The organism is Bradyrhizobium diazoefficiens USDA 110 (genome assembly GCF_000011365.1).
In the GTDB taxonomy this organism is placed as follows: domain Bacteria; phylum Pseudomonadota; class Alphaproteobacteria; order Rhizobiales; family Xanthobacteraceae; genus Bradyrhizobium; species Bradyrhizobium diazoefficiens.
Genome location: NC_004463.1, coordinates 5,483,586 through 5,504,339 on the forward strand (window position 1 = coordinate 5,483,586; position 20,754 = coordinate 5,504,339).

Consider the following 20,754-nt stretch of genomic DNA (forward strand, 5'->3'; position numbering starts at 1 on the left):
CCACAAAACCAGTCTACCATTCCAAGGGTGGACCGGGCTTGCCGGATCGGAACTGAGGCGAATCTTGAAGAGAATTCACGCTCGCCGCCGACATTAGGTGGCTATCGACCGGGGGGGTGTCAAGTCATTGAAAAACGCGCGCCATCAGGCGCTTACGCACACGGGTAAGCGACGCTAACTCGGCTGCGGAGATACATTCCGCAGCCGTCACTTCTCAGGACGATTGGAGCGTTCCAGCGCCGCAAATCAGGCGCTGGCGTTCTCGACGGCGCGATCGGATCGATCGGCGTAGATGTAGAGCGGACGGGCCGTGCCTTCCACGACTTCGCGGGAAATCACGACTTCTTCCACACCTTCCAGACCCGGCAGGTCGAACATGGTCTCGAGCAGGATCGCCTCGAGGATCGAACGCAGGCCACGGGCGCCGGTCTTGCGCTCGATCGCCTTGCGGGCGACCGCGCCAAGCGCCTCGTCGGCAAAGGTCAGCTCGATGTTCTCCATCTCGAACAGGCGCTGGTACTGCTTCACAAGCGCGTTCTTCGGCTCGGTCAGGATCTTCTTCAGCGAGGTCTCGTCCAGATCCTCGAGCGTCGCCACCACAGGCAGACGGCCGACGAACTCGGGGATGAGACCATACTTCAGGAGATCCTCAGGCTCGACGTGACGGAAGATCTCGCCGGTACGGCGGTCCTCCGGCGCGAGCACCTGGGCGCCGAAGCCGATCGAGGTCGACCGTCCGCGTGCCGAGATGATCTTCTCGAGGCCGGCGAAGGCGCCGCCGCAGATGAACAGGATGTTGGTGGTATCCACCTGCAGGAACTCCTGCTGCGGATGCTTGCGGCCGCCCTGCGGCGGGACCGAAGCCACCGTGCCTTCCATGATCTTCAAGAGCGCCTGCTGCACGCCCTCACCCGACACGTCGCGCGTGATCGAGGGATTGTCGGACTTGCGGCTGATCTTGTCGATTTCGTCGATGTAGACGATGCCGCGCTGGGCGCGCTCGACATTGTAGTCGGCGGCCTGGAGCAGCTTCAGGATGATGTTCTCGACGTCCTCACCGACATAGCCGGCTTCGGTCAGCGTCGTTGCGTCCGCCATCGTGAAGGGCACGTCCAGGATGCGGGCGAGCGTCTGCGCGAGCAGCGTCTTGCCCGAACCGGTCGGACCGATCAGCAGGATGTTCGACTTCGCGAGCTCGACGTCGTTGTGCTTGGTCTGGTGGTTGAGGCGCTTGTAGTGGTTGTGCACCGCGACCGACAGGACCTTCTTCGCGTGGCTCTGGCCGATCACGTAATCGTCCAGCACCTTGCAGATTTCCTTCGGCGTCGGAATGCCGTCGCGCGACTTGACCAGCGAGGACTTGTTCTCCTCGCGGATGATGTCCATGCAAAGCTCGACGCACTCGTCGCAGATGAAGACCGTGGGACCCGCGATCAGTTTGCGGACTTCGTGCTGGCTCTTGCCGCAGAACGAGCAATATAGCGTGTTCTTGGAGTCGCTCGTGCCGACCTTACTCATTCATGTCTCCGTCCGCGGTTCGATCCCGTTCCGCTCGATCGCTCCATCCCGACACACCGGTCGGTATGAAGTTCAAATAGAGCAAATTCCGTACCAAAAAAGACCCTACGCGCTACATCCCGTGCGAATCACGGTCACTCGATTCTCCCGCGATCATAGCGGATCATTCGTAGCCAACCATGCTGTCACCCGACTATCAAGAATTCGCTAATCGGGGGTCGCCGGCTACCCGTGACAATACCGTGATTTCAGGTCTTGGCACGGGCGAAGTGATCGAAATCACCCCGGCGTTGCTGGATTGCCACGAAAAACAAGCACGAAAGCGGAACTTTCTGCCTGTCGCAGGGCGCAAAACGGCGTTTTGCAGCGCGCACACGAGTCCTAAACGTGAACGCTCCCCTGAAGGTACCCGGGCGCCCCCAAGGGACGCCGCTACCGACCGGTAGTGCTACTGGGTCTTCGCCGCGGCCGGCTCTTCGGCGCGCTTGTCGATGACCCTGTCGACCAGGCCGAACTCCTTGGCGTCGTTGGCGGTCAGGAACTTGTCGCGTTCCAGCGCGTCCTCGATCGTCTTGTAGGTCTGGCCGGTATGCTTCACGTAGATCTCGTTGAGCCGCTTCTTCAGGTTCAGGATTTCCTGCGCGTGCAGCATGATGTCGGTGGCTTGGCCCTGGAAGCCGCCGGAGGGCTGGTGCACCATGATGCGCGCGTTCGGCAGCGAGAAGCGCATGTCCTTCTCGCCGGCGGCGAGCAGCAGCGAGCCCATCGAGGCCGCCTGCCCCGTGCACAGCGTCGAGACCGGCGGGCGGATGAACTGCATGGTGTCGTAGATCGCAAGGCCCGACGTCACCACGCCGCCCGGCGAGTTGATGTACATCGAGATTTCCTTCTTCGGATTTTCCGCTTCGAGGAACAACAGCTGCGCGACGACCAGCGTCGACATGCCGTCCTCGACCGGACCGGTCAGGAAAATGATGCGCTCTTTCAGCAGGCGCGAGAAAATGTCGTAGGCGCGCTCGCCACGGTTGGTCTGCTCGACCACCATGGGCACGAGGTTCATGTAGGTTTCAACCGGATCGCGCATGAGTCACCTAGGGTTTTCGGAGGCGGACATCGCCACTCTTGGCTGCCAGTTTGGCTGGATTTGCCGGAAGGCCGATGGACGCCCGTGATGCAGGAAGTTGGTAGCGGTAGAAGTTTGGGTACAGGGTGTACCGACAGATATAGCCCAATTCGCGCCAGACAAGTGCGGAGCGAATTAAGGCTTAATCCGCCGGGCACTTGAAGCTGATTCTCGCAAGAAGGCCCAGCCAGCCACATGGCTAGCCGGGCCCTTCCGCTGATCATCCTTAATAGAAGACTGTCTCAAAGCCTTCAGGCCGCGGTCTTTTCCGCCTCATCGTCCTTGTAGAGGTCCTCGCGCGAAACCTTCTTCTCGGTCACGTTGGCGAGCTCGAGGATGAAGTCGACGACCTTGTCCTCATAGATCGGCGCACGAAGCTGGGCCAGCGCCTGGGCGTTGCTGCGGTAATAGTCCCAGACTTCCTTCTCGCGGCCGGGCATCTGGCGGGCCCGCTCGATCACGGCGCGGCCGACCTCGTCGTCGGTCACGGTGATCTTGTTCTTCTCGCCGATCTCGGAGAGCACGAGGCCGAGGCGCACGCGGCGGTCGGCGATCTTGCGGTACTCTTCCTTGGCGGCATCTTCGGTGGTGTCCTCGTCGGCAAAGGTCTTGCCGGCCGAGTCCATCTCGGCCTTGACCGAGTTCCACATCAGATTGAACTCCTCGTCGACGAGCGAGGGCGGCGCCTCGAAGCGATGCGCCTCGTCGAGACGGTCGAGCAGCGCGCGCTTGACGCGCTGGCGCGTCGCACCGGCGAACTCGGCAACCAGACGCTCGCGCGCGGCTTCCTTCAGCTTGTCCAGCGATTCGAGGCCGAGCGTCTTGGCGAACTCGTCATCGATCGCAATGTCCTGCGGCGCTTCGATCGAGGTCGCGGTGGTCTCGAACTCGGCCGGCTGGCCGGCGAGCTTGTCGTTCATGTAGTTCTTGGGGAACGACACTTTCAGCGTGCGCGTCTCGCCCGCGCCGATGCCGGTGAGCTGCTCCTCGAAGCCGGGGATGAAGGTGTTGGAGCCGATGACGACCTGGATGCCCTCGCCGGTGCCGCCCTCGAAGACTTCGCCGTTGATGGTGCCCTTGAAGTTGATGGTGACGCGGTCGCCCGACTCGGCCTTGGCCCCGTCGGCCTTCGCGGCATAGCCGCGGTTGGTGTCGGCGATGCGCTTGATCGCCTCGTCGACGTCGGCGTCGGTAACGTCAGCCACGGGCTTCTCGACCTGGAAGGTCTTGAAGTCGGCGAGCGCGATCGACGGCACCACCTCGATCGCAACCGTGTAGGTCAGATCGGTCTTGCCGCTCAGCAGCTCCTCGACCTCGGCCTGCTCGCTCGGCATCGTGATCTTCGGCTCGGTCGCGAGGCGGAAGCCGCGCTCGGAGAACAGCTGCGTGTTGGTGTCGCGGATGGTCTGGTCGATGGTCTCGGCCATCACCGAGCGGCCATAGACCTTCTTCAGATGAGCGACCGGCACCTTGCCGGGACGGAAGCCGTTGATGCGGACCTTGTCCTTGAGGTCGACGAGCTTGGCGCCGGCCTTGGCGTCGAGATCAGACGCGGGAACGCTGATCTTGAACTCGTGCTTCAAACCTTCCGAGAGGGTTTCTGTGACCTGCATGGCGTCCAATCTTCTTCTCGTTCGGCCCCGGCACGCATGCGTCGGGACGCTGTCATTAATCGATCCAACGCGAGGCAAACGCCTCAACGCCGGTGGTTCATCAGAGCCCTGCTCCAGACGGAAAACATCCGCACGAAGCGAGGCCCTTCGGTAATCCGTGCAAACGCTGAAAGCGCTTGGTGCGGGCGGAGGGACTCGAACCCCCACAACTTTCGTCACTGGAACCTAAATCCAGCGCGTCTACCAGTTCCGCCACGCCCGCGTGAATTTGCATCAAGACCGGCCGCGATGCCGCGGGCGGCCGGGCTTATAGCATGCGCCTGACTGTTCGCAGCAAAAAAATGGCCTGATGGAGGCAGGCTTCAAGTAGGCACGATGGCTGGACTTATCCAGCGCGGCGTGGTCCGGATCGGGCCATGAAACCGCGGATCTTTCACCCGAGCCGACGCGAGGTTCTGGTTGGCCTCGGAGCCTCGGCTGCGGGGCTGATGGCCGGCGGCGCAGGTCCGTCCGTGACCGCCCAGATCGCCCTTCAGGCGAGGCCGGCAACGCTGGCTCTGAAGCCGGGGCAGCCGCCCACACCAATCTGGGAGCTGGCCGCCGTAAGCCATACCAGGGGCGTCCATCTCAAGCGCGGCGACCGCTGCGAGGTGGTATTCCGCAACGACCTGCCTGTGCCGCTTGCCCCAGTCTGGTACGGCCTCAACGGCCCGGCTGCGGCGGACCCGCTGCGAGGGCGCGCGCCGACGGCGCCGGACGCGACTGAAACTTCAATTATTTCAATACCAAACGCCGGAACCCTGCTGACCGACTTTCGCCTCTTCGAGGACGGCCTGAAGCAGCCGGCGCGGCCGCTTCCGATCATCGCGGAGGAGACGAGCCGCATCGCCGTCGATCGTGACGAGGTCCTGCTGATCGAGGAATGGCGCCTGCGGCCGGATGGGACCGCGCTGCCCCCGGGCCGCGACCCCAAGGACGCGACCCCGCTCTATACAATCAACGGGCAGACTTCATGCGAGCTCGCAGCCGCCGCCAATGAGCGGCTGCGGCTGCGCTTTATCAATGGCTCCCAACGCACTGTCCTCGCAATCAAATTGGAAAATCACGACGTCCGCGTGATGGCCCTGGACGGACAGCCGGCCGAGCCGTTCCCGGCCCGCAATGGCGCCCTGGTGCTGGCCCCGGGCGGACGGGCCGACGCCTTTGTGGACGCAGCCACATCGGCCCAATTTCTGCTGCATGACGGCAAGGAGGCCCGCCCGATCGGAAACCTCTCGATCTCCGGCAGACTGGAGCGGCGCGCGCCGCTGTTGCCGCCACAACCGCTCCCTGCGAATGCCCTGCCCGACCAGCTCGATCTCAAAGGCGCCCTGCGGTTCGATGTCGCGCTCGGTGCACCCGATACCGGTTGGACGCGGCCTGCGGATTTCTCCACCTCGTCGGCGCCGGCCTTCCGCACCAGGACCGGCCGCACCGTCGTGCTGACCCTCAAGAACCCCGCGCCCCTCACCGCCGTGTTCCACCTGCACGGCCATCCCTTCCGCCTGCTCGACAAGCTCGACGACGGCTGGAAGCCCTATTGGCTCGACACGCTCGCGATCGAGTCCGGCCAGACCCAGCGCATCGCGTTCGCGGCGACCTCGCCCGGACGTTGGCTGATCGAATCCGTCGTGACCGACTGGGCCGCGCCGCGGCTGGTGCGCTGGTACGCGGTGGAGTGAGGTTTCGTAGGATGGGTAGAGCGCAGCGAAACCCACCGCCACCGTGCCGAGGTTTGAGATGATGGGTTTCGCTGCGCTCTACCCATCCTACCCGCCGTAGCGAGCAGCTCAGTACTCGATCCCCAGTGCATTATAGATCCGCCGGTGCACGGCCGGCAGGGTCTCGGTCAGGTCCTCCGCGATCAGCCCCGGCCCCGCCTCGCTTGCCGCCTCGCCATGCATCCACACGCCGATGCTGGCGGCTTCGAAGGCCGGCACGCCCTGCGCCAGGAGCCCCGCGATGATGCCGGAGAGCACGTCGCCCGCACCCGCCGTGGCGAGCCAGGGCGGCGCATTGGCGGCGATGGTGGCGCGGCCGTCCGGCGCGGCGATGGTGGTATCCGGCCCCTTCAGCAGCACCACGGCGCCGGAGCGTTCGGCGGCGGCGCGGACGCGCTCGAGCTTGGAACGGCCGGGGTGCTTGTTGCTGAGATCGGAGAACAGGCGCGGAAACTCGCCCTCGTGCGGCGTCAGCACCACCGCATTGTCGTGCGAGGCCTTGATCGATTCGAACAGGCGCTCGGGATTCGCGGCAAAGCTCGTCAGCGCATCCGCGTCCAGCACCAGATGCCGCTGCGCGCCAAGCGCGGTGTGGACGAAATCGCAGGTGCGATCGCCAACGCCTGTACCGGGGCCGATGATGCAGGTGTTGTAGCGCTTGTCGCCGAGCAACTCGCCGAACTCGATCGCGGTGTCGACGGGGCGAACCATCACCGCGGTCAGCGCGGCCGCATTGATCGCGAGCGCATCGCGCGGGCTCGCCAGCGTCACCAGGCCCGCGCCGGCCCGCAACGCGCCGCGCGCGGCGAGCCGCGCCGCGCCGGTCGCGGCTGCATCGCCCGAGACCGCCAGCACATGCCCTCGCGCATATTTGTGGCCGTCGATCCGCGGCACCGGAAAGGCCGCGCCCCAGAAATCCGGGTCGTTCTCGAAGGTCTGCGGCCTGATCTCGTCAAGCACCTGTGCGTCGATACCGATGTCGGCAACGCGCACGCGGCCGCAATGCATCCGCCCCGGCAGCAGCAGGTGCGCCGGCTTCTTGCGGAAGAAGGTGACGGTCTCGGTGGCGTTGACCGCAGCGCCCAGCACGGCGGCGCTGGTGCCGTTGATGCCGCTCGGCAGATCGACCGCGAGCACCAAGGCACCATTGGCGTTGACGGCCTCGATCATCGCGCGCGCCTCGCCGTCAACGGGGCGGCTGAGGCCCGCACCGAACAGCGCGTCGATGATCAGCGCGGGCTTTCCGATCGCCTGCGGATTGAACGGGAGCACCGGGTGCTTCCAGCCGCGCGCGGCGGAGGCCGCGTCGCCCTGGAGCTGGTCGCGCTCGCACATCAGGATCACCGAGACCTCGCGCCCCTGGGCGGCGAGCTCGGCGGCTGCGACAAAACCGTCGCCGCCATTGTTGCCGGGGCCGGCCACGATCAGGATCGGCCCCTCCTCCACCAGCGCGTTGGCGGCCTCGGCGACCGCCTGGCCCGCGCTCAGCATCAGCTTGAAGCCGGGCGTGCCGGCCGCGATCGAGAGCTGGTCGGCGCGCTGCATTTCGGCGTTGGTCAGAACTTCCATGCCACTTCCCTGTACAAACGCCTCTTCAACAGGCATCTTCTGTGCCGATCCGACCGCCGGAACGCCGATTTGCCCACAGATTGAACCGTTTGCCTATTTCGTAGTCTTCGGTATTTTGGGCCGGTCGGCTCCACCTATCAGAGATGCTCGTTAAAAGGCTGATAACGCTCCAATAATCAGGGCATTTGCAACTTGGCATAGACCCTGCTTTCGAGGAAGCCGCTTCGGTTCGTCGTGCTCACTGACATCTATCAGGGTGTGGCCGGCCGTTGGTGCCGGGCTGGTCAGGGATCCCGGCATAGCGAAGACAAGATCGTGCGTGAGAAAAGCGCATCCTGACGAAGACGTTGCTATTTGATCGAAATGCCGGGAGGCGCGCAGTGAAGAAAATCGAAGCCATCATCAAGCCGTTCAAGCTCGACGAGGTGAAGGAAGCGCTTCAGGAAGTCGGCCTTCAGGGCATCACCGTCACCGAGGCCAAGGGCTTTGGCCGGCAGAAGGGACACGCCGAGCTTTACCGCGGCGCAGAATACATCGTCGACTTCCTGCCCAAGGTGAAGATCGAGATCGTGATCGGCGACGATCTGGTCGAGCGCGCCATCGACGCGATCCGCCGCGCTGCGCAGACCGGTCGCATCGGTGACGGCAAGATTTTCGTCTCCAACATCGAAGAGGCGATCCGCATCCGAACCGGCGAATCCGGGCTGGACGCTATCTGAGCCGGGTGCTATCCCGCATTTTGCGACACTCTGACAAGAAATAAGGCTGCTTCGGCGGCCCGAATTCGTTTGTGCGGTCGCGCGCGAACTCGCCAAAAGCGAGAATAATCCTGCTCATCTGGAAACCGACCCGCAGAGCCAAAAGGGGTATGCATGAAGACCGCCAAAGACGTCCTGAAATCGATCAAGGACAACGACGTCAAGTACGTCGACCTGCGCTTCACCGATCCGCGCGGCAAGTGGCAGCATGTGACGTTCGACGTCAGCATGATCGATGAAGACATATTTGCCGAAGGGACGATGTTCGACGGCTCCTCGATCGCCGGCTGGAAGGCGATCAACGAGTCCGACATGTGCCTGATGCCGGATCCGGTGACCGCGACGATCGATCCGTTCTTCGCCGAGACCACCATGGTCATCACCTGTGACGTGCTCGAGCCGACCACCGGCGAGCCCTACAACCGCGACCCCCGCGGCATCGCCAAGAAGGCCGAGGCGATGGTGAAGTCGATGGGCGTCGGCGACACCGTCTTCGTCGGTCCCGAAGCCGAGTTCTTCGTGTTCGACGACGTGCGCTTTTCCTCCAGCCCCTACAACACCGGCTTCAGGCTCGACTCCTCGGAGCTGCCGACCAACACCGACACCGAATATGAAGGCGGCAATCTCGGCCACCGCGTCCGCACCAAGGGCGGCTACTTCCCGGTCCCGCCGCAGGACTCGGTGCAGGACATGCGCTCGGAAATGCTCGGCGCCATGGCCAAGATGGGCGTCAAGGTCGAGAAGCATCACCACGAGGTCGCCTCCGCCCAGCACGAGCTCGGCATGAAGTTCGACACGCTGACGCTGATGGCCGACCATCTGCAGATCTACAAATACTGCATCCACCAGGTCGCCCACATCTACGGCAAGACCGCCACCTTCATGCCGAAGCCGGTCTATGGCGACAACGGCTCGGGCATGCACGTGCACCAGTCGATCTGGAAGGACGGCAAGCCGGTGTTCGCCGGCAACAAATACGCCGACCTGTCGGAGACCTGCCTCCACTACATCGGCGGCATCATCAAGCACGCCAAGGCGATCAACGCCTTCACCAACCCCTCGACCAACTCCTACAAGCGTCTGGTCCCGGGCTATGAGGCTCCCGTGCTGCTCGCCTATTCCGCGCGCAACCGGTCGGCCTCCTGCCGCATCCCCTACACCGCTTCGCCGAAGGCCAAGCGTGTCGAGGTGCGCTTCCCGGATCCGCTCGCCAATCCCTATCTCGGCTTCGCCGCGATGCTGATGGCCGGCCTCGACGGCATCAAGAACAAGATCGATCCGGGTCCGGCGATGGACAAGGACCTCTACGACCTGCCGAAGGAAGAGCTGAAGCAGATCCCGACGGTGTGCGGCAGCTTGCGCGAGGCGCTCGAGAACCTCGACAAGGACCGCGCCTTCCTCAAGGCCGGCGGCGTGTTCGACGACGACTTCATCGACAGCTACATCGAGCTGAAGATGACCGAAGTCGAGCGCTTCGAAATGACCCCGCACCCGGTCGAGTTCGACATGTACTATTCGGGCTAAGCGGCCCGAACTGTCTGCGACAAGCAAAAGGCGCTCCGCGAGGGGCGCCTTTTCGTTTTGGGGCGCCTCGTCGCCGATCCAGTCACCATGTCGCTGTAAAAGCCCGCTGCAGCTCGGCCGGAGCCGTGACGCCGCTCGCGATCAGCAATTGGGTGAGAACGCGTGCCTTCTGGGGATTGAGGTCCTCGGACACGACGAAGCCATTCTTGTCATCGTCGACCTCGACATTGCGGGTGACGAAGCCAGACCGAACCCGCGTGGAACGGACGACGAGGATCCCTTTCTTCGCGGCCGCTTCGAGCGCATCGAGCGCCGGCTTCGACGTATTGCCGTCACCGACACCGGCCAGCACGATGCCTTTGGCGCCGTGGGAAATGGCGTCCTCGATCGGAACGGCGTCCATGTTGGCATGCGAGTAGACGATCTCGACCCGCGGCAATTGCTCGCCTGCCGGGAGCTGATAGGCCGCGCGCTTGAGACCGGCAGCCTGGGCCATGAAACGGATGCCGCCCGCGGTGTCGACATAGCCGATCGGCCCGCCGTTGGGAGAATTGAACGTCTCGATGCTCGTGGTGTTGGTCTTGGTGACCGAGCGTGCTCCCTCGATCTTGTCGTTCAGCACGGCCATGACGCCGCGCCCGCGGGATCGGGGATCGGCGGCCACCTGGACCGCTTCGTACAGATTGCCGGGGCCATCCGCGCTGACGGCTGAAGCCGGACGCATCGAGCCGACGATGACCACCGGCTTGTCGCCACGCACCACATTGTCGAGAAAGAACGCCGTCTCCTCGAGCGTATCCGTGCCGTGGGTCACGATGACGCCGTCGGCCTCGTTCTTGTCGAAGGCCTCCTGAATGCGACGGGCCAGCGCAAACCAGACCTTGTCGTTCATGTCCTGGGATCCGATCGACGAAATCTGTTCGGCGTTCAGCTTTGCCAGCTTGTCCAGACCCGGCACCGACTGCATCAATTGCTCGCCCGTGATCTGGCCCGATTTGTACGCACCGGTCGCACGCGCGTCAGCCTGGCCTGCGATGGTGCCTCCCGTCGCAAGCACGAGAATGCGCGGCAGGCCTCCGGCCGAAGCGTCCTTGCCCGGCTCTGCAGCGTGCGCCGCTGCGCCGATGCCGCCGGACCAGAGCGCAAAAGACAGCAGTGGAATGGCAAGCATGGATGTTCGACGTTGGCGACAGCTGGCTGGGCTGGCGGTAGGCTTCGTCATCGAATTGTCCTCCCATTCAAGTAGGGATCGACATTCGATACGCCCATTGAGGCCGAAGATGGGTCAGCCTGCTGCTTTCCCTATGGGTTGTCCCGCCGCGGCATAAAATGATCGAGCAAACCCGTCGGTAGCGGAAAGACGACGGTCGACGACCGTTCGCCCGCGATGTCGTGCAGGGCCGCGAAGTAACGTAGCTGCATCGCCTGCGGCTCCTGCGCGAGAATCCGGCCGGCCTCGACGAGCTTTTCGGCGGCCTGCTGCTCGCCTATCGCGTTGATCACCTTGGCGCGCCGCAACCGTTCCGCTTCGGCCTGCTTGGCGATCGCGCGCACCATGGTTTCGTTGAGATCGATGTCCTTGATCTCGATCCCGGTGACCTTGATGCCCCAGACGTCGGTCTGCTTGTCGAGGATCTCCTGGATGTCGGCGTTCAACCTGTCGCGTTCGGCAAGCATCTCGTCGAGCTCGTGCTTGCCGAGCACCGAGCGTAACGTGGTCTGCGCGAGCTGGCTGGTGGCGGCCATGTAATCGCCGACCTTGATGATGGCCCGCTCGGGATCGACGATGCGGAAATACAGAACGGCGTTGACCTTGACGGAGACGTTGTCCCGCGAAATCACGTCCTGGGGCGGGACGACCTGCACCATCACCCGTAGATCGACCTTTACCAATTGCTGCACGACCGGAATGAGGATGATGAGGCCCGGGCCCTTCACGCCGGTAAAGCGACCGAGCGTAAAGACGACGCCACGCTCGTATTCACGCAGGATTCGAATAGCCTGGGAGAGGAACATGATGACAAGCAACGCGAGCGCCGCATAGGTCAGATATTCCAGCATCATGATGGATCTCCCTCGCCTGTTCGGGCTGGTGCGCGCCGTATCAGCAGCGTCAGGTCGACGACGTTTGCGACTTCGACCGTCTCTCCGGGCTTGAACGTTTCGGCGCCGCGCGCCTGCCAGCGCTCGCCATGGGCGAAGACATGACCTTCGCTCCCACGCCAGTCGAGAACCTCGGCGGGCAAGCCTCGCATGGCCTGCGCGCCGACCCGTTCAGGAGCGTTGGCGGCACGCCGCAGCGAACCAAGCACGACGAGCGCAAAGCCGGTGAACACAGTTGCAGCGATGCCGATTACCCACCACGACAGGTGGTAGCCGGGCGCCTCGACCCTGAAAAGCATCAGCGCTCCCAGCACGAAAGCGACGATCCCTCCGAGACCGATCACCACCGTCGGATTGAAGGCTTCGACAGTGAGAAGCACTATGCCGACCAGCATCAGGGCAAGCCCGGCATAGTTGATTGGCAGCAAATTGAGCGCATAGAGGCCGATCAACAGGCAGATCGCGCCGACGACTCCCGGAGCGACGGCTCCGGGAGACATGAACTCGAAGATCAGGCCGTAGATGCCGACCATCAGGAGAATGAACGCCACATTCGGATCGGTGATGACCGCCAGGAAGCGGGATATCCATCCGGGGTCGATGGCTTCAACGACCGCATCCTTCGTCGCGAGGCGTTGCGTTTTGCCGCCTGCAACCTCCACCACGCGGCCATCGAGTTGCCTCAGCAATTCGGCCTGATCGCGCGCGACGAGATCGATGGCATGGGCCTCTAGCGCGCCGTTGGCAGAGAGAGTGGCGGCCTCACGGACCGCTTTCTCCGCCCAGTCCACATTGCGGTTGCGCAGCTCCGCAAGGCTACGGATGAAAGCAACCGCATCATTGGTCACCTTTGCCGTCATCGCATCCTTGGGCTGATCCTTCTCGCTCTGCTGGTCACCGTCCTTCTTGTCCTTGCCGCCCTTGTCCGGTGTACCGCTCGGCAGACCCGGCAGCGGTCCGCCAATCTGCACCGGCGTTGCTGCACCAATATTGGTGCCCGACGCCATCGCCGCGATGTGGGTCGCATAAAGGATATAGGTCCCCGCGCTCGCCGCGTGGGCGCCGGAGGGAGCGACGTAACCGACGACAGGGACGGGCGAGGCCAGCACATCCGCAACGATCTCGCGCATGCTGGAATTGAGTCCGCCGGGAGTGTTGATTCTCAGAAGCACGACCTCGGCGCGCCGTTCGCTTGCGTGGGCCAAGGCCTCCTTCACGTAACTGGCCGACGCGGGGCCAATGGCCCCGTCGATCGAAACAATCAGTGCAAGACGGCCGTTCTCCTCTGCTGAACTGGGAAGGAGGCAGCAGATCAAAGCCACGACGCCAATCGCCGTAACGAGGGCCGCCTTCATGGTCTGCACGGCAGGACTCCCTTGCAGAACATATGGTGTTCGTCTCTTGAAGCTCAATGCAGCCGTGTGCAGGCCCTTGTCTGATTGTGCGATGCAATGGAAATCGCCCCGCGGATCGGTTGAGCACAGGGCGGTGGCGGACCATGCCTTGGGGACCATGCCTTGGGCTGATCCGCCCGTGCACTTGGCGGCTACGGCCTCGCGATCCGCACCCCGTCCGCTCCGATCGCGCCGAACGTACTCGCGATGATCTCGCTCGTCGGCTGCATGCCGCCGAGCGACCAGTGCGAAGGTTCCTGCTCCTCGATCCTGACCCAGACGTTGCGGCGGAAGTCCGGACTGCCCTGCCCTTCGACCTCGACCAGGAGGTCGGTGACGCGTTCGAGCAGCGTTTTCTTCTGCGCGGCGTCCAGGATGCCGCGGACGGTGGATATGGTGACGTAAGGCATGTCTCTCTCCAATCATGTCGTGTGACGACAGAGCGAATTTGGACCCGGTGCCCCGGGCAGGGCAGTGGCGGATCAGCCAGAGATCGGGCAATTTCCGCCACGCATCGCTGGCGCCGATCGGTTAGGGTCGCCAGTGGCTGGCAGGAGATCCCATGAAGCTCGCAGTTCTGGCGCTGGAAGGTTGCATGCATTCGGCGATCTCAGGCGTCGCCGACGTCCTGTCGCTCGCCAATCACGTCATGCAGCAGAGCGGCGAAAAATCCCGCTTCACCTGGCAGACGCTGTCGCTCGACGGCAAGGCGGTGCGCGCCGGCGGCGGCCAGACGGTCGCAGTCGACGGCGCGATCGGCAAGCGCGCCGGCTTCGACGCGATCCTCGTCCCCGGCAACCTCGTCGATCACGTCACGGCCGAGCGCCTGCGGCCGCAATACGTCCGTGCCGGCGCCTGGCTGCGGCAGCAGCACGCCAACGGCCGGCTGATCGGCGCCTTTTGCAGCGGCGTCTTCCTGCTTGCGGGAGCGGGCCTGCTCGACAACCGCCGCGCCACCATCACCTGGTGGCTGCAAAGCGAGCTTCGGCAGCGCCATCCCGCGATCGACCTCGCCCCGGACGCCGTCATCACCAGCGCGGACCGCGTCGTCTGCGCCGCCGGCCCGATGTCGTGGGTCGACCTCCTGCTCAGGCTGATCGAGATGGTCGACGGCAAGCAGATCGCAAAACTGTGCGCGGACTACGTCGTCATCGACACCGCACAGCGCACCCAATCGATCTTCATGCCCGTGGGCTACCTGCTCTCGCAGGACCCGCTGCTGACCAGGGCCGACCTGCTGGTTCGTCGCACCGGCAAGAGCCCGATGACGGTCAAGCGCCTTGCCGGCGCGCTCGGCCTCAGCGAGCGCACGCTGAACCGGAAGTTTCAGGAGCTCACGCACGAGCCGCCACAAGCCTTCATCATGCGCCGCCGCGTCGAGCACGCGCGCACGCTGCTGGAGACGACGACGCAGCCGATCAAGATCATCGCGCGCACGACAGGGTATGAAGACGAGAGCAGCTTTCGCAAGGCGTTCCGCAAGCTGACGTTGATGTCGCCTCAGGCGTATCGCGCGCGGCGGATGGAGCGGACGGCGTAACCGCTGACCAAGGGTGTTCGACCCAGCTTAGCGCCTTGCTCGCCCGGCAAATCCACAACTGCGGTGACAGTGCACTTAACTCTGCTCCAGCCGACGCCGCGAGCAGATCGCGGCCGAGCAATACCGTAATACGCAGTAATCGAACTCGTCTCAGAAAGATGCAGCCATCCTCGCGCGAGAAACAGGTCGCGCCATGAGGTGGATCAACGAGTTGGCGCGACTTTTCTGATGTAATGATGTTTGAAGAGTTGACCCGCGCCACCGGATCGAAGCCGAAGGGAGGCGACATTGACGAGTTCCCCTGACCGATACGGTACTGTTCCCCAGTTCCTCCACTGGGCGACGGTAGTTCTGGTGATCGTTGCGTGGACGCTCGGCATATTTGGCGATGACTTGCCCAAGGGTGGCGCGCGCGAGACAGGCCTGCTTGTTCATGTTTCCGCCGGCCTGTTGATCTTGGCCGCATTGATCATGCGGCTGGTGTGGAGGGCGGCCGTTCCGCCGCCACCTCCTGAGCCAAACGAATTCCGCAGATGGCTTGGCGCCTTCGCCGACCCATCCGCCCGTCTTTTTCATTATACGCTCTACGCCTTGCTCGTTGTCGTTCCGGTCGCCGGGATCGTTACGCAGTTTGCGCGTGGCGAGGCGTTGCCGCTGCTCGGCATCTACGAAATATCATCGCCATGGATACGAGATAGAGCCTTCGCGCACTCGGTCAAGGAGATCCACGAAATTGCGGCCCACGCGCTTGTATTCGTCGCGTTCTTTCATGCTGGCGCAGCTCTGATCCATCATATCGTTTTTCGCGACAATACGTTGAACCGCATGCTACCTCGCAGCAAATGATGGCGTACCACGGGTACCGCAACATCCTCGGCGAGTGATGCAACGATCGAGGCGGCGGCGGACCAACGTGCTATTTCTGGACCTTTGTGGCGCCGCATGAACCGTGGGCGCTGGTTCGCGACCGGCTCATCCAGGAAATCAAGCGGCGCCCCCTGCCCATCATATTGATTTGCCTCAAGCCGAACCCGGACTGGATCGGCATCGTTGTGATTTCGGATCAACGTCGGAGGAACAGCTGCCCTGAACCATCCCGCGTTCGCTCAGACGGCATCTGATCACGAGGCCCATCATCCGGGATCGGACCAAGCAGCGGCACCCGCGCAAACGACGCCCCCCGCAAGCCCGTCCGGAGAGCGACAAGGCATGATGGGTGGTGGAGACATGATGGGTCGCGCGATGAAGGGGCGCAGCAGGATGGGCGTGGACGCGATGGGGCCTCCCATAATGTTCCGCATGATGTTTGCGCTTATGGACTCCGACGGCGACGGAGCCATCTCGTCGGCAGAGTTTCAGGCAGCCCACGAGCGAATTTTCAAGGCAATGGACAGCAATAAGGATGGCAAACTCACGCCGGAAGAGATGCAAGCGTTCCTACAAACCAGAAGATAGGCTGACTATCCGCCAAACGAGCTATCCCCCAGCAGGACCTCCGAGCAGCGTGGGTCCCGGATCGGCGCTTCGCTTGTCCGGGACACGAACGTGATCTACGCCGTCGCGCGCTGCCGCTCCACCAGCGCTGCGCCAAACGCCTCGAACAGCTTCCGGTTGATCGGATTGCGCTGGGGATCGTATTCGGCGTGCCATTGCACGCCGAGCGCAAAGGTCGGGGCTTCCGCGATGCGGATGGCCTCGATGGTGCCGTCCTCGGCGACACCTTCGATCAGCACGCGCTTGCCGGGATCGAGGATGCCCTGGCCGTGCAGAGAATTGACCCGGATCCTCTCACAGCCCAGCAGCCGTGCGAACGCCCCGCCCGGCGTGAGGTCGACATCGTGGCGGTCGGCGAACACCACGGTCGGATCGGGGTGGATCTCGCCGTTCTCGAGCCGGGGCATGCGATGGTTCATGCGACCCGGGATCTCGCGGATCTCGGGGTGCAGCGAGCCGCCGAAGGCGACGTTCATCTCCTGGAGGCCGCGGCAGATGCCGAACAGCGGGATGCCGCGCGCAACGCAGGCGACGGAAAGCGCCAGCGCCACCTCGTCGCGGTGGATGTCGTAGGGCTCGTGCTTCTCGCAAGGGTCTACGTTGAAGCGGGTCGGATGGACATTGGCGCGGGCGCCCGTGAGGACGATGCCGTCGACGGTATCGAGCAGCGCACCGATGTCGGTGATGTCGGGCGAGCCCGCAAACATCACCGGCAGGCCGCCGGAGACCTCGGCCACCGCACGCAAATTGCGCTCGCCGACCATCTGGACCTGAAATCGATTTTCGACGCGATGGGCGTTCCCGATCACGCCGACGACCGGCTTTCTCATCTTCCGTTTCCGACCTCCCCCGTAAGAAGATTCTCCAAACATGCCCTTCCGATGGAACAAATTCAACCGAAGGGATTGCGGGACGGCAATGCTATTTTCGCGCCTTTGGCGCCGCGTCGGCCCACTTTCGCGCCCCGGCGTCGGCCAAAGCAGGCCCGCCGAGGCGTCAAACCGGTGCATAGCCTCGGCTTGATCCCAGGTAAGATTTGGCGAAAGAGTGCGCTCTGCGGCCTTCCCAAAAGGAGACGACGTGACAATTTCCCGAGATGAACGACCCCGGACCCGCAGCGACCTGGCCTGGGCCATCTCGGTCGGCGGCATCAGCGTCGTGCTGGTCACGGCGCTGCTCGCCTTCACCTGGTATTTTGCCGCCACCCTGCTCCTGATCTTCACCGGCATGCTGCTCGGCGTCGGCCTCAACGCGCTGACCAATGCACTCGGCCGCCGCGTGCACCTGCCGCACACAATGCGGCTTGCGATCGTCTGCATCGCGCTGGCCCTGATGCTCGCAGGCGTCGCCTATCTCGGCGGCGCCACCATCGCCGAACAGGCCTCGCTGCTCAGCAAGACCATCAGGTCGCAGATCACCAACGTGAAGTCCTTTCTCGACACCCACGGTATCGACACCAGCTTCTTCGATTTCGGCAACGCCGCACCCGCCGCCTCCACCGATGCAGGGTCGACGCCCACCCCAAACACGGCCCCGCGCGGCAATTTGCCGGGTGCAGGCGCCCTCGCGTCCAGCGGCGGGGCGATCGTGAGCCAGACCTTCAAGCTGCTGCTTGGCACCATCAGCGCCGTCGGCAACATCTTCATCGTGCTGTTTCTCGGGCTGGCCTTCGCTGCCCAGCCCAGCGTCTATCACGACGGCCTGCTGTTCCTCGTGCCGGCCAGGCACCGCACGCGGGCTACGCTCATCGTCGACCGCATCAGCGAGACGCTGGAGCGCTGGCTGATCGCGCAGATCATCGTCATGCTGGCAGTCGGCGTGGTGACCTGGATCGGGCTCGCCATCATCGGTATCCCCGGGTCGTTCATCCTGGGAATCCAGGCCGGCCTCCTCGCCTTCATCCCGACCGTCGGCGCCATCATCGCCGGCGTCGTCGTGGTGCTGGCGAGTCTCGCCTCGGGCTGGATCCCGGCGCTATCCGCACTGATCCTGTTTCTCGGCGTGCATGCGATGGAGAGCTACGTGCTGACGCCGCTGCTCCAGCGGCAGGCGCTGGACATTCCGCCGGCCACGCTGTTCGCGTTCCAGATCCTGCTCGGCGTCGTCTTTGGAATCTGGGGCCTGGCGCTGGCGCTGCCACTGGTCGCCATCGCCAAGGTCATGATCGACCATTTCAAGACCTATGAGGCGCCGCCTCTGGCGGAGGCGGCTTGAGGCGGCTCAGGTCGTCAGCACAGTCTCGGTGTGCTCGACCTCCGGGGGCGCAGCAAAATACTGGCCGACGAGGCTGCGCCATTCGGCGAAGTTCTCGGAGCCGCGGAAATCGACGGTGTGGTTCTCCAGCGTCGCCCACTTCACCATCAGGCGATAGCGCTGCGGCTTCTCGATCGATTTGTGCAGCTCGAAGCCGTGAAAGCCCTTGGAGCGGCCGAACGCGGCCTTGGCCTTGGCGACAGCGGCCTCGAAATCCTTCTCGCTGCCCGGCTTGACGTCGATTTGCGCGATCTCGGTGATCATCGGCTTCCACCCTTCTTGTTTGACGGGCGTGTCTACCGCACCCCGCCCAAAAGAAAAAGGCGCCGAAACGGCGCCCTGGCTGGCCGGAAACTGCAGGTCTCTCAGGCGAACAGCAGGACGGTGCCTGCCACGATGAGCGCGCAACCGACGAACAGCGCGAGCGGCCAATAGCTGCGGCGCTGCTGCGTGTAGCGTCCCTGGGCACGGCGCTCGGTGATCAGCGCCGTCTCATATTCCTCCGCGGTCGAGAACAGACAGGCGAAGCCGCCTCGCGCCGAGGCGGCTTGAGCTTCGAGCGACATCAGGGCGGCCTGCGGGGTCTGTCGACGGATCGATTCCATGACCGGAATGGTAGGGATCGAATGGTAAACAAGGAATTACCCCAGGGCCCTTTGCCTCAAGCCGTGGCCGGACGCGCCTGCGGCGCGCCGATCCGCGCGGCGCTCTGGCGGCGCCAGTTCTCCAGCGACAGCGGCAGCTCCTCCGCGGCCTCGACGCGGTTACGGCCGCCGCGCTTGGCCTGGTAGAGTGCAGTGTCGGCCGAGGCCAGCAGCACCTCGAGCTCGGTACCGGCCGGACCGCCGGCGACGCCAATGCTGACGGTGGTGTCGACCGGGCCCTCATCGACCACGACGCCGGAGGTCTCGAAGGCTTCGCGCACGCGCTCGGCGACCAGCACGCCCTCCTCCAGCGAACACGGCAGCAACGCCGCGAATTCCTCGCCGCCGATGCGGCCCGACATGTCGGTGATGCGCAGATTGCTGACGACCACGGTCGAGAACAGTTTCAGCATCTCGTCGCCGGCGGGATGGCCGAAGCGGTCGTTGATCGACTTGAAGTGGTCGATGTCGAAGATCATCACGGTCACGGGACGCCCGGCCTTGGCCTCGCGCTCGATCACGCGGCCGCAGGCTTCCGAGAAGCCGCGGCGGTTGAGCATGCCGGTCAGGGGATCGGTGGATGCGGCGGTCCGGTGCGCGGTGACGGCGCGCTCCGACACCAGCATGAAGATCACGAACACGGTGCCGACGGCATAGAGCACGAGCTCGACCGCGAACACGGTGACCCAGATGCTGCTGGAGAAGCCGGCATCGTGCGGGCGCAGGAAGCTGCCGAGCAGGATCGGCAGCATCAGCACGCAGCCGTGCATCACCGGCACCACGAAGGCCGGCCAGCGCCGTTGCAGGCTCTTGCGCCGCTCGACCCAGAGCTCGCTTGCGGTCAGCGCGGCATAGACCGAGACGATGCCGGCGCCGATGATCATGCGCAGCATGGACGCCGCGGGATCGAGCAGCGTCACGGCGGCGGCCCATGCGAGCGCGCCGAGCACGAGGCCGGGCCAGTTCGGCTTGCGACCGTGGAAGACGCGCGCAGCATTCCACACCATGCCGCAGGCGACGAAGCCGACGGCATTTAACGCCAGATAGAGATGCGGCCCCAGCCTGTCGCCGGCCGCCGTCCACAATGCGACCGAGGCCGCGCCGAGGAGATAGGCGGTGCCCCACCATTTCAGCGCAGGACTGTTCTCCTGCCTGCCGAAGAACACCATCATGGCGCCGAGCAGTGCGGCGACCATGGTGGCAACCAAATAGAGCGTGATGCTATCGAGCGACATCATGTCGGCCCCCTTGAAAACATAGCAGTTACGCGACCGGCCCAGCCGATTTGCGCGCCCTTCCAAAGGCGACGCTAAGTTCCCGCGGGTTCCATTCAGGTTTTCACGCGGCCCCAACTTTTCGGGAAACACGTCGTCAATTTGCATACAAACGAACAACAAAAAGGGCGCTGAAATCAGCGCCCTTTTGCATCTCATTGAAGCCGCTTTCGCGGCGAATGTGACC

19 protein-coding genes and 1 tRNA gene are annotated in these 20,754 nt (G+C 64.0%); 7 read left to right on the forward strand and 13 right to left on the reverse strand.

Annotated elements, in window-relative coordinates:
* Window positions 1–246: 246 nt before the first annotated feature.
* From clpX to BJA_RS24890, 4 genes are all read right to left on the reverse strand, one after another.
* Entirely contained in the window at window positions 247–1,518 is a 1,272-nt protein-coding gene (gene clpX, locus BJA_RS24875) for an ATP-dependent Clp protease ATP-binding subunit ClpX (RefSeq protein WP_008547851.1), read from the reverse strand.
* Window positions 1,519–1,966: 448 nt separating this feature from the next.
* Window positions 1,967–2,602, reverse strand: a complete 636-nt coding sequence (locus BJA_RS24880) for an ATP-dependent Clp protease proteolytic subunit (RefSeq protein ID WP_011087708.1) — start codon at window positions 2,600–2,602, stop codon at window positions 1,967–1,969.
* 290 nt (window positions 2,603–2,892) lie between these two features.
* Window positions 2,893–4,254 (reverse strand): trigger factor, encoded by a 1,362-nt coding sequence (gene tig, locus BJA_RS24885; RefSeq protein ID WP_011087709.1) that lies wholly within the window; start codon window positions 4,252–4,254, stop codon window positions 2,893–2,895.
* Between the two features lie 177 nt (window positions 4,255–4,431).
* Window positions 4,432–4,516, reverse strand: a tRNA-Leu gene (locus BJA_RS24890).
* 154 nt (window positions 4,517–4,670) lie between these two features.
* On the opposite strand from BJA_RS24890, the gene BJA_RS24895 reads away from it, so the two are divergent.
* Complete coding sequence (locus tag BJA_RS24895; protein WP_011087710.1) at window positions 4,671–5,975, forward strand: multicopper oxidase domain-containing protein; 1,305 nt, start codon at window positions 4,671–4,673, stop codon at window positions 5,973–5,975.
* Window positions 5,976–6,083: 108 nt separating this feature from the next.
* Here the strand turns inward: BJA_RS24895 and BJA_RS24900 are convergent, their stop codons facing one another.
* Window positions 6,084–7,583, reverse strand: coding sequence for a bifunctional ADP-dependent NAD(P)H-hydrate dehydratase/NAD(P)H-hydrate epimerase (locus BJA_RS24900; RefSeq protein ID WP_038966309.1), 1,500 nt, complete (start codon window positions 7,581–7,583; stop codon window positions 6,084–6,086).
* A 380-nt stretch (window positions 7,584–7,963) separates the two neighbouring features.
* Between BJA_RS24900 and BJA_RS24905 the strand changes: the two genes are divergently transcribed.
* Both BJA_RS24905 and glnA read left to right on the forward strand, forming a co-directional pair.
* The gene (locus BJA_RS24905; protein ID WP_007603495.1) at window positions 7,964–8,302 is read left to right on the forward strand and encodes a P-II family nitrogen regulator; all 339 of its coding nucleotides are present in this window, start codon (window positions 7,964–7,966) and stop codon (window positions 8,300–8,302) included.
* Between the two features lie 153 nt (window positions 8,303–8,455).
* Window positions 8,456–9,865, forward strand: coding sequence for a type I glutamate--ammonia ligase (glnA, locus tag BJA_RS24910; RefSeq protein ID WP_011087712.1), 1,410 nt, complete (start codon window positions 8,456–8,458; stop codon window positions 9,863–9,865).
* 82 nt (window positions 9,866–9,947) lie between these two features.
* On the opposite strand, the gene BJA_RS24915 is transcribed toward glnA, so the two are convergent.
* The 4 genes from BJA_RS24915 to BJA_RS24930 form a co-directional block, all read right to left on the reverse strand.
* On the reverse strand, window positions 9,948–11,036 hold the full coding sequence (locus BJA_RS24915) for an asparaginase (RefSeq protein WP_236842067.1): 1,089 nt from the start codon (window positions 11,034–11,036) through the stop codon (window positions 9,948–9,950).
* 131 nt (window positions 11,037–11,167) lie between these two features.
* Entirely contained in the window at window positions 11,168–11,929 is a 762-nt protein-coding gene (locus BJA_RS24920; RefSeq protein WP_011087714.1) for a slipin family protein, read from the reverse strand.
* Window positions 11,926–13,332 carry an NfeD family protein gene (locus BJA_RS24925; protein WP_011087715.1) on the reverse strand — a complete coding sequence of 469 codons (1,407 nt, stop codon included), beginning with the start codon at window positions 13,330–13,332 and terminating at the stop codon, window positions 11,926–11,928. Before BJA_RS24925 ends, BJA_RS24920 begins: the two co-directional genes overlap by 4 nt.
* A 182-nt stretch (window positions 13,333–13,514) precedes the next feature.
* Window positions 13,515–13,772 (reverse strand): tautomerase family protein, encoded by a 258-nt coding sequence (locus BJA_RS24930; RefSeq protein WP_011087716.1) that lies wholly within the window; start codon window positions 13,770–13,772, stop codon window positions 13,515–13,517.
* A 152-nt stretch (window positions 13,773–13,924) separates the two neighbouring features.
* Here BJA_RS24930 and BJA_RS24935 point away from each other — a divergent pair, with 152 nt between their 5' ends.
* The 3 genes from BJA_RS24935 to BJA_RS44045 all read left to right on the forward strand — a co-directional run bounded on the left by BJA_RS24935 (window position 13,925) and on the right by BJA_RS44045 (window position 16,357).
* Window positions 13,925–14,902, forward strand: coding sequence for a GlxA family transcriptional regulator (locus BJA_RS24935; protein WP_011087717.1), 978 nt, complete (start codon window positions 13,925–13,927; stop codon window positions 14,900–14,902).
* A gap of 288 nt (window positions 14,903–15,190) precedes the next feature.
* Entirely contained in the window at window positions 15,191–15,748 is a 558-nt protein-coding gene (locus BJA_RS24940) for a cytochrome b (RefSeq protein ID WP_038966310.1), read from the forward strand.
* Window positions 15,749–16,111: 363 nt separating this feature from the next.
* A complete protein-coding gene (locus tag BJA_RS44045; protein ID WP_011087720.1) occupies window positions 16,112–16,357 on the forward strand; it encodes an EF-hand domain-containing protein in 246 nt (81 codons plus the stop codon).
* A 95-nt stretch (window positions 16,358–16,452) separates the two neighbouring features.
* Here the strand turns inward: BJA_RS44045 and BJA_RS24950 are convergent, their stop codons facing one another.
* Window positions 16,453–17,226 (reverse strand): gamma-glutamyl-gamma-aminobutyrate hydrolase family protein, encoded by a 774-nt coding sequence (locus BJA_RS24950; RefSeq protein WP_028171680.1) that lies wholly within the window; start codon window positions 17,224–17,226, stop codon window positions 16,453–16,455.
* 250 nt (window positions 17,227–17,476) lie between these two features.
* Here BJA_RS24950 and BJA_RS24955 point away from each other — a divergent pair, with 250 nt between their 5' ends.
* Window positions 17,477–18,610 (forward strand): AI-2E family transporter, encoded by a 1,134-nt coding sequence (locus tag BJA_RS24955; protein ID WP_038966312.1) that lies wholly within the window; start codon window positions 17,477–17,479, stop codon window positions 18,608–18,610.
* Window positions 18,611–18,616: 6 nt separating this feature from the next.
* On the opposite strand, the gene BJA_RS24960 is transcribed toward BJA_RS24955, so the two are convergent.
* The 3 genes from BJA_RS24960 to BJA_RS24970 all read right to left on the reverse strand — a co-directional run bounded on the left by BJA_RS24960 (window position 18,617) and on the right by BJA_RS24970 (window position 20,531).
* Window positions 18,617–18,913: an antibiotic biosynthesis monooxygenase family protein gene (locus tag BJA_RS24960; protein ID WP_011087723.1), complete on the reverse strand. Its 297-nt coding sequence runs from the start codon at window positions 18,911–18,913 to the stop codon at window positions 18,617–18,619.
* 101 nt (window positions 18,914–19,014) lie between these two features.
* Window positions 19,015–19,254 carry a hypothetical protein gene (locus BJA_RS24965; RefSeq protein WP_038966313.1) on the reverse strand — a complete coding sequence of 80 codons (240 nt, stop codon included), beginning with the start codon at window positions 19,252–19,254 and terminating at the stop codon, window positions 19,015–19,017.
* 56 nt (window positions 19,255–19,310) lie between these two features.
* Window positions 19,311–20,531: a GGDEF domain-containing protein gene (locus BJA_RS24970; protein ID WP_038966314.1), complete on the reverse strand. Its 1,221-nt coding sequence runs from the start codon at window positions 20,529–20,531 to the stop codon at window positions 19,311–19,313.
* Between the last annotated feature and the right edge of the window lie 223 nt (window positions 20,532–20,754).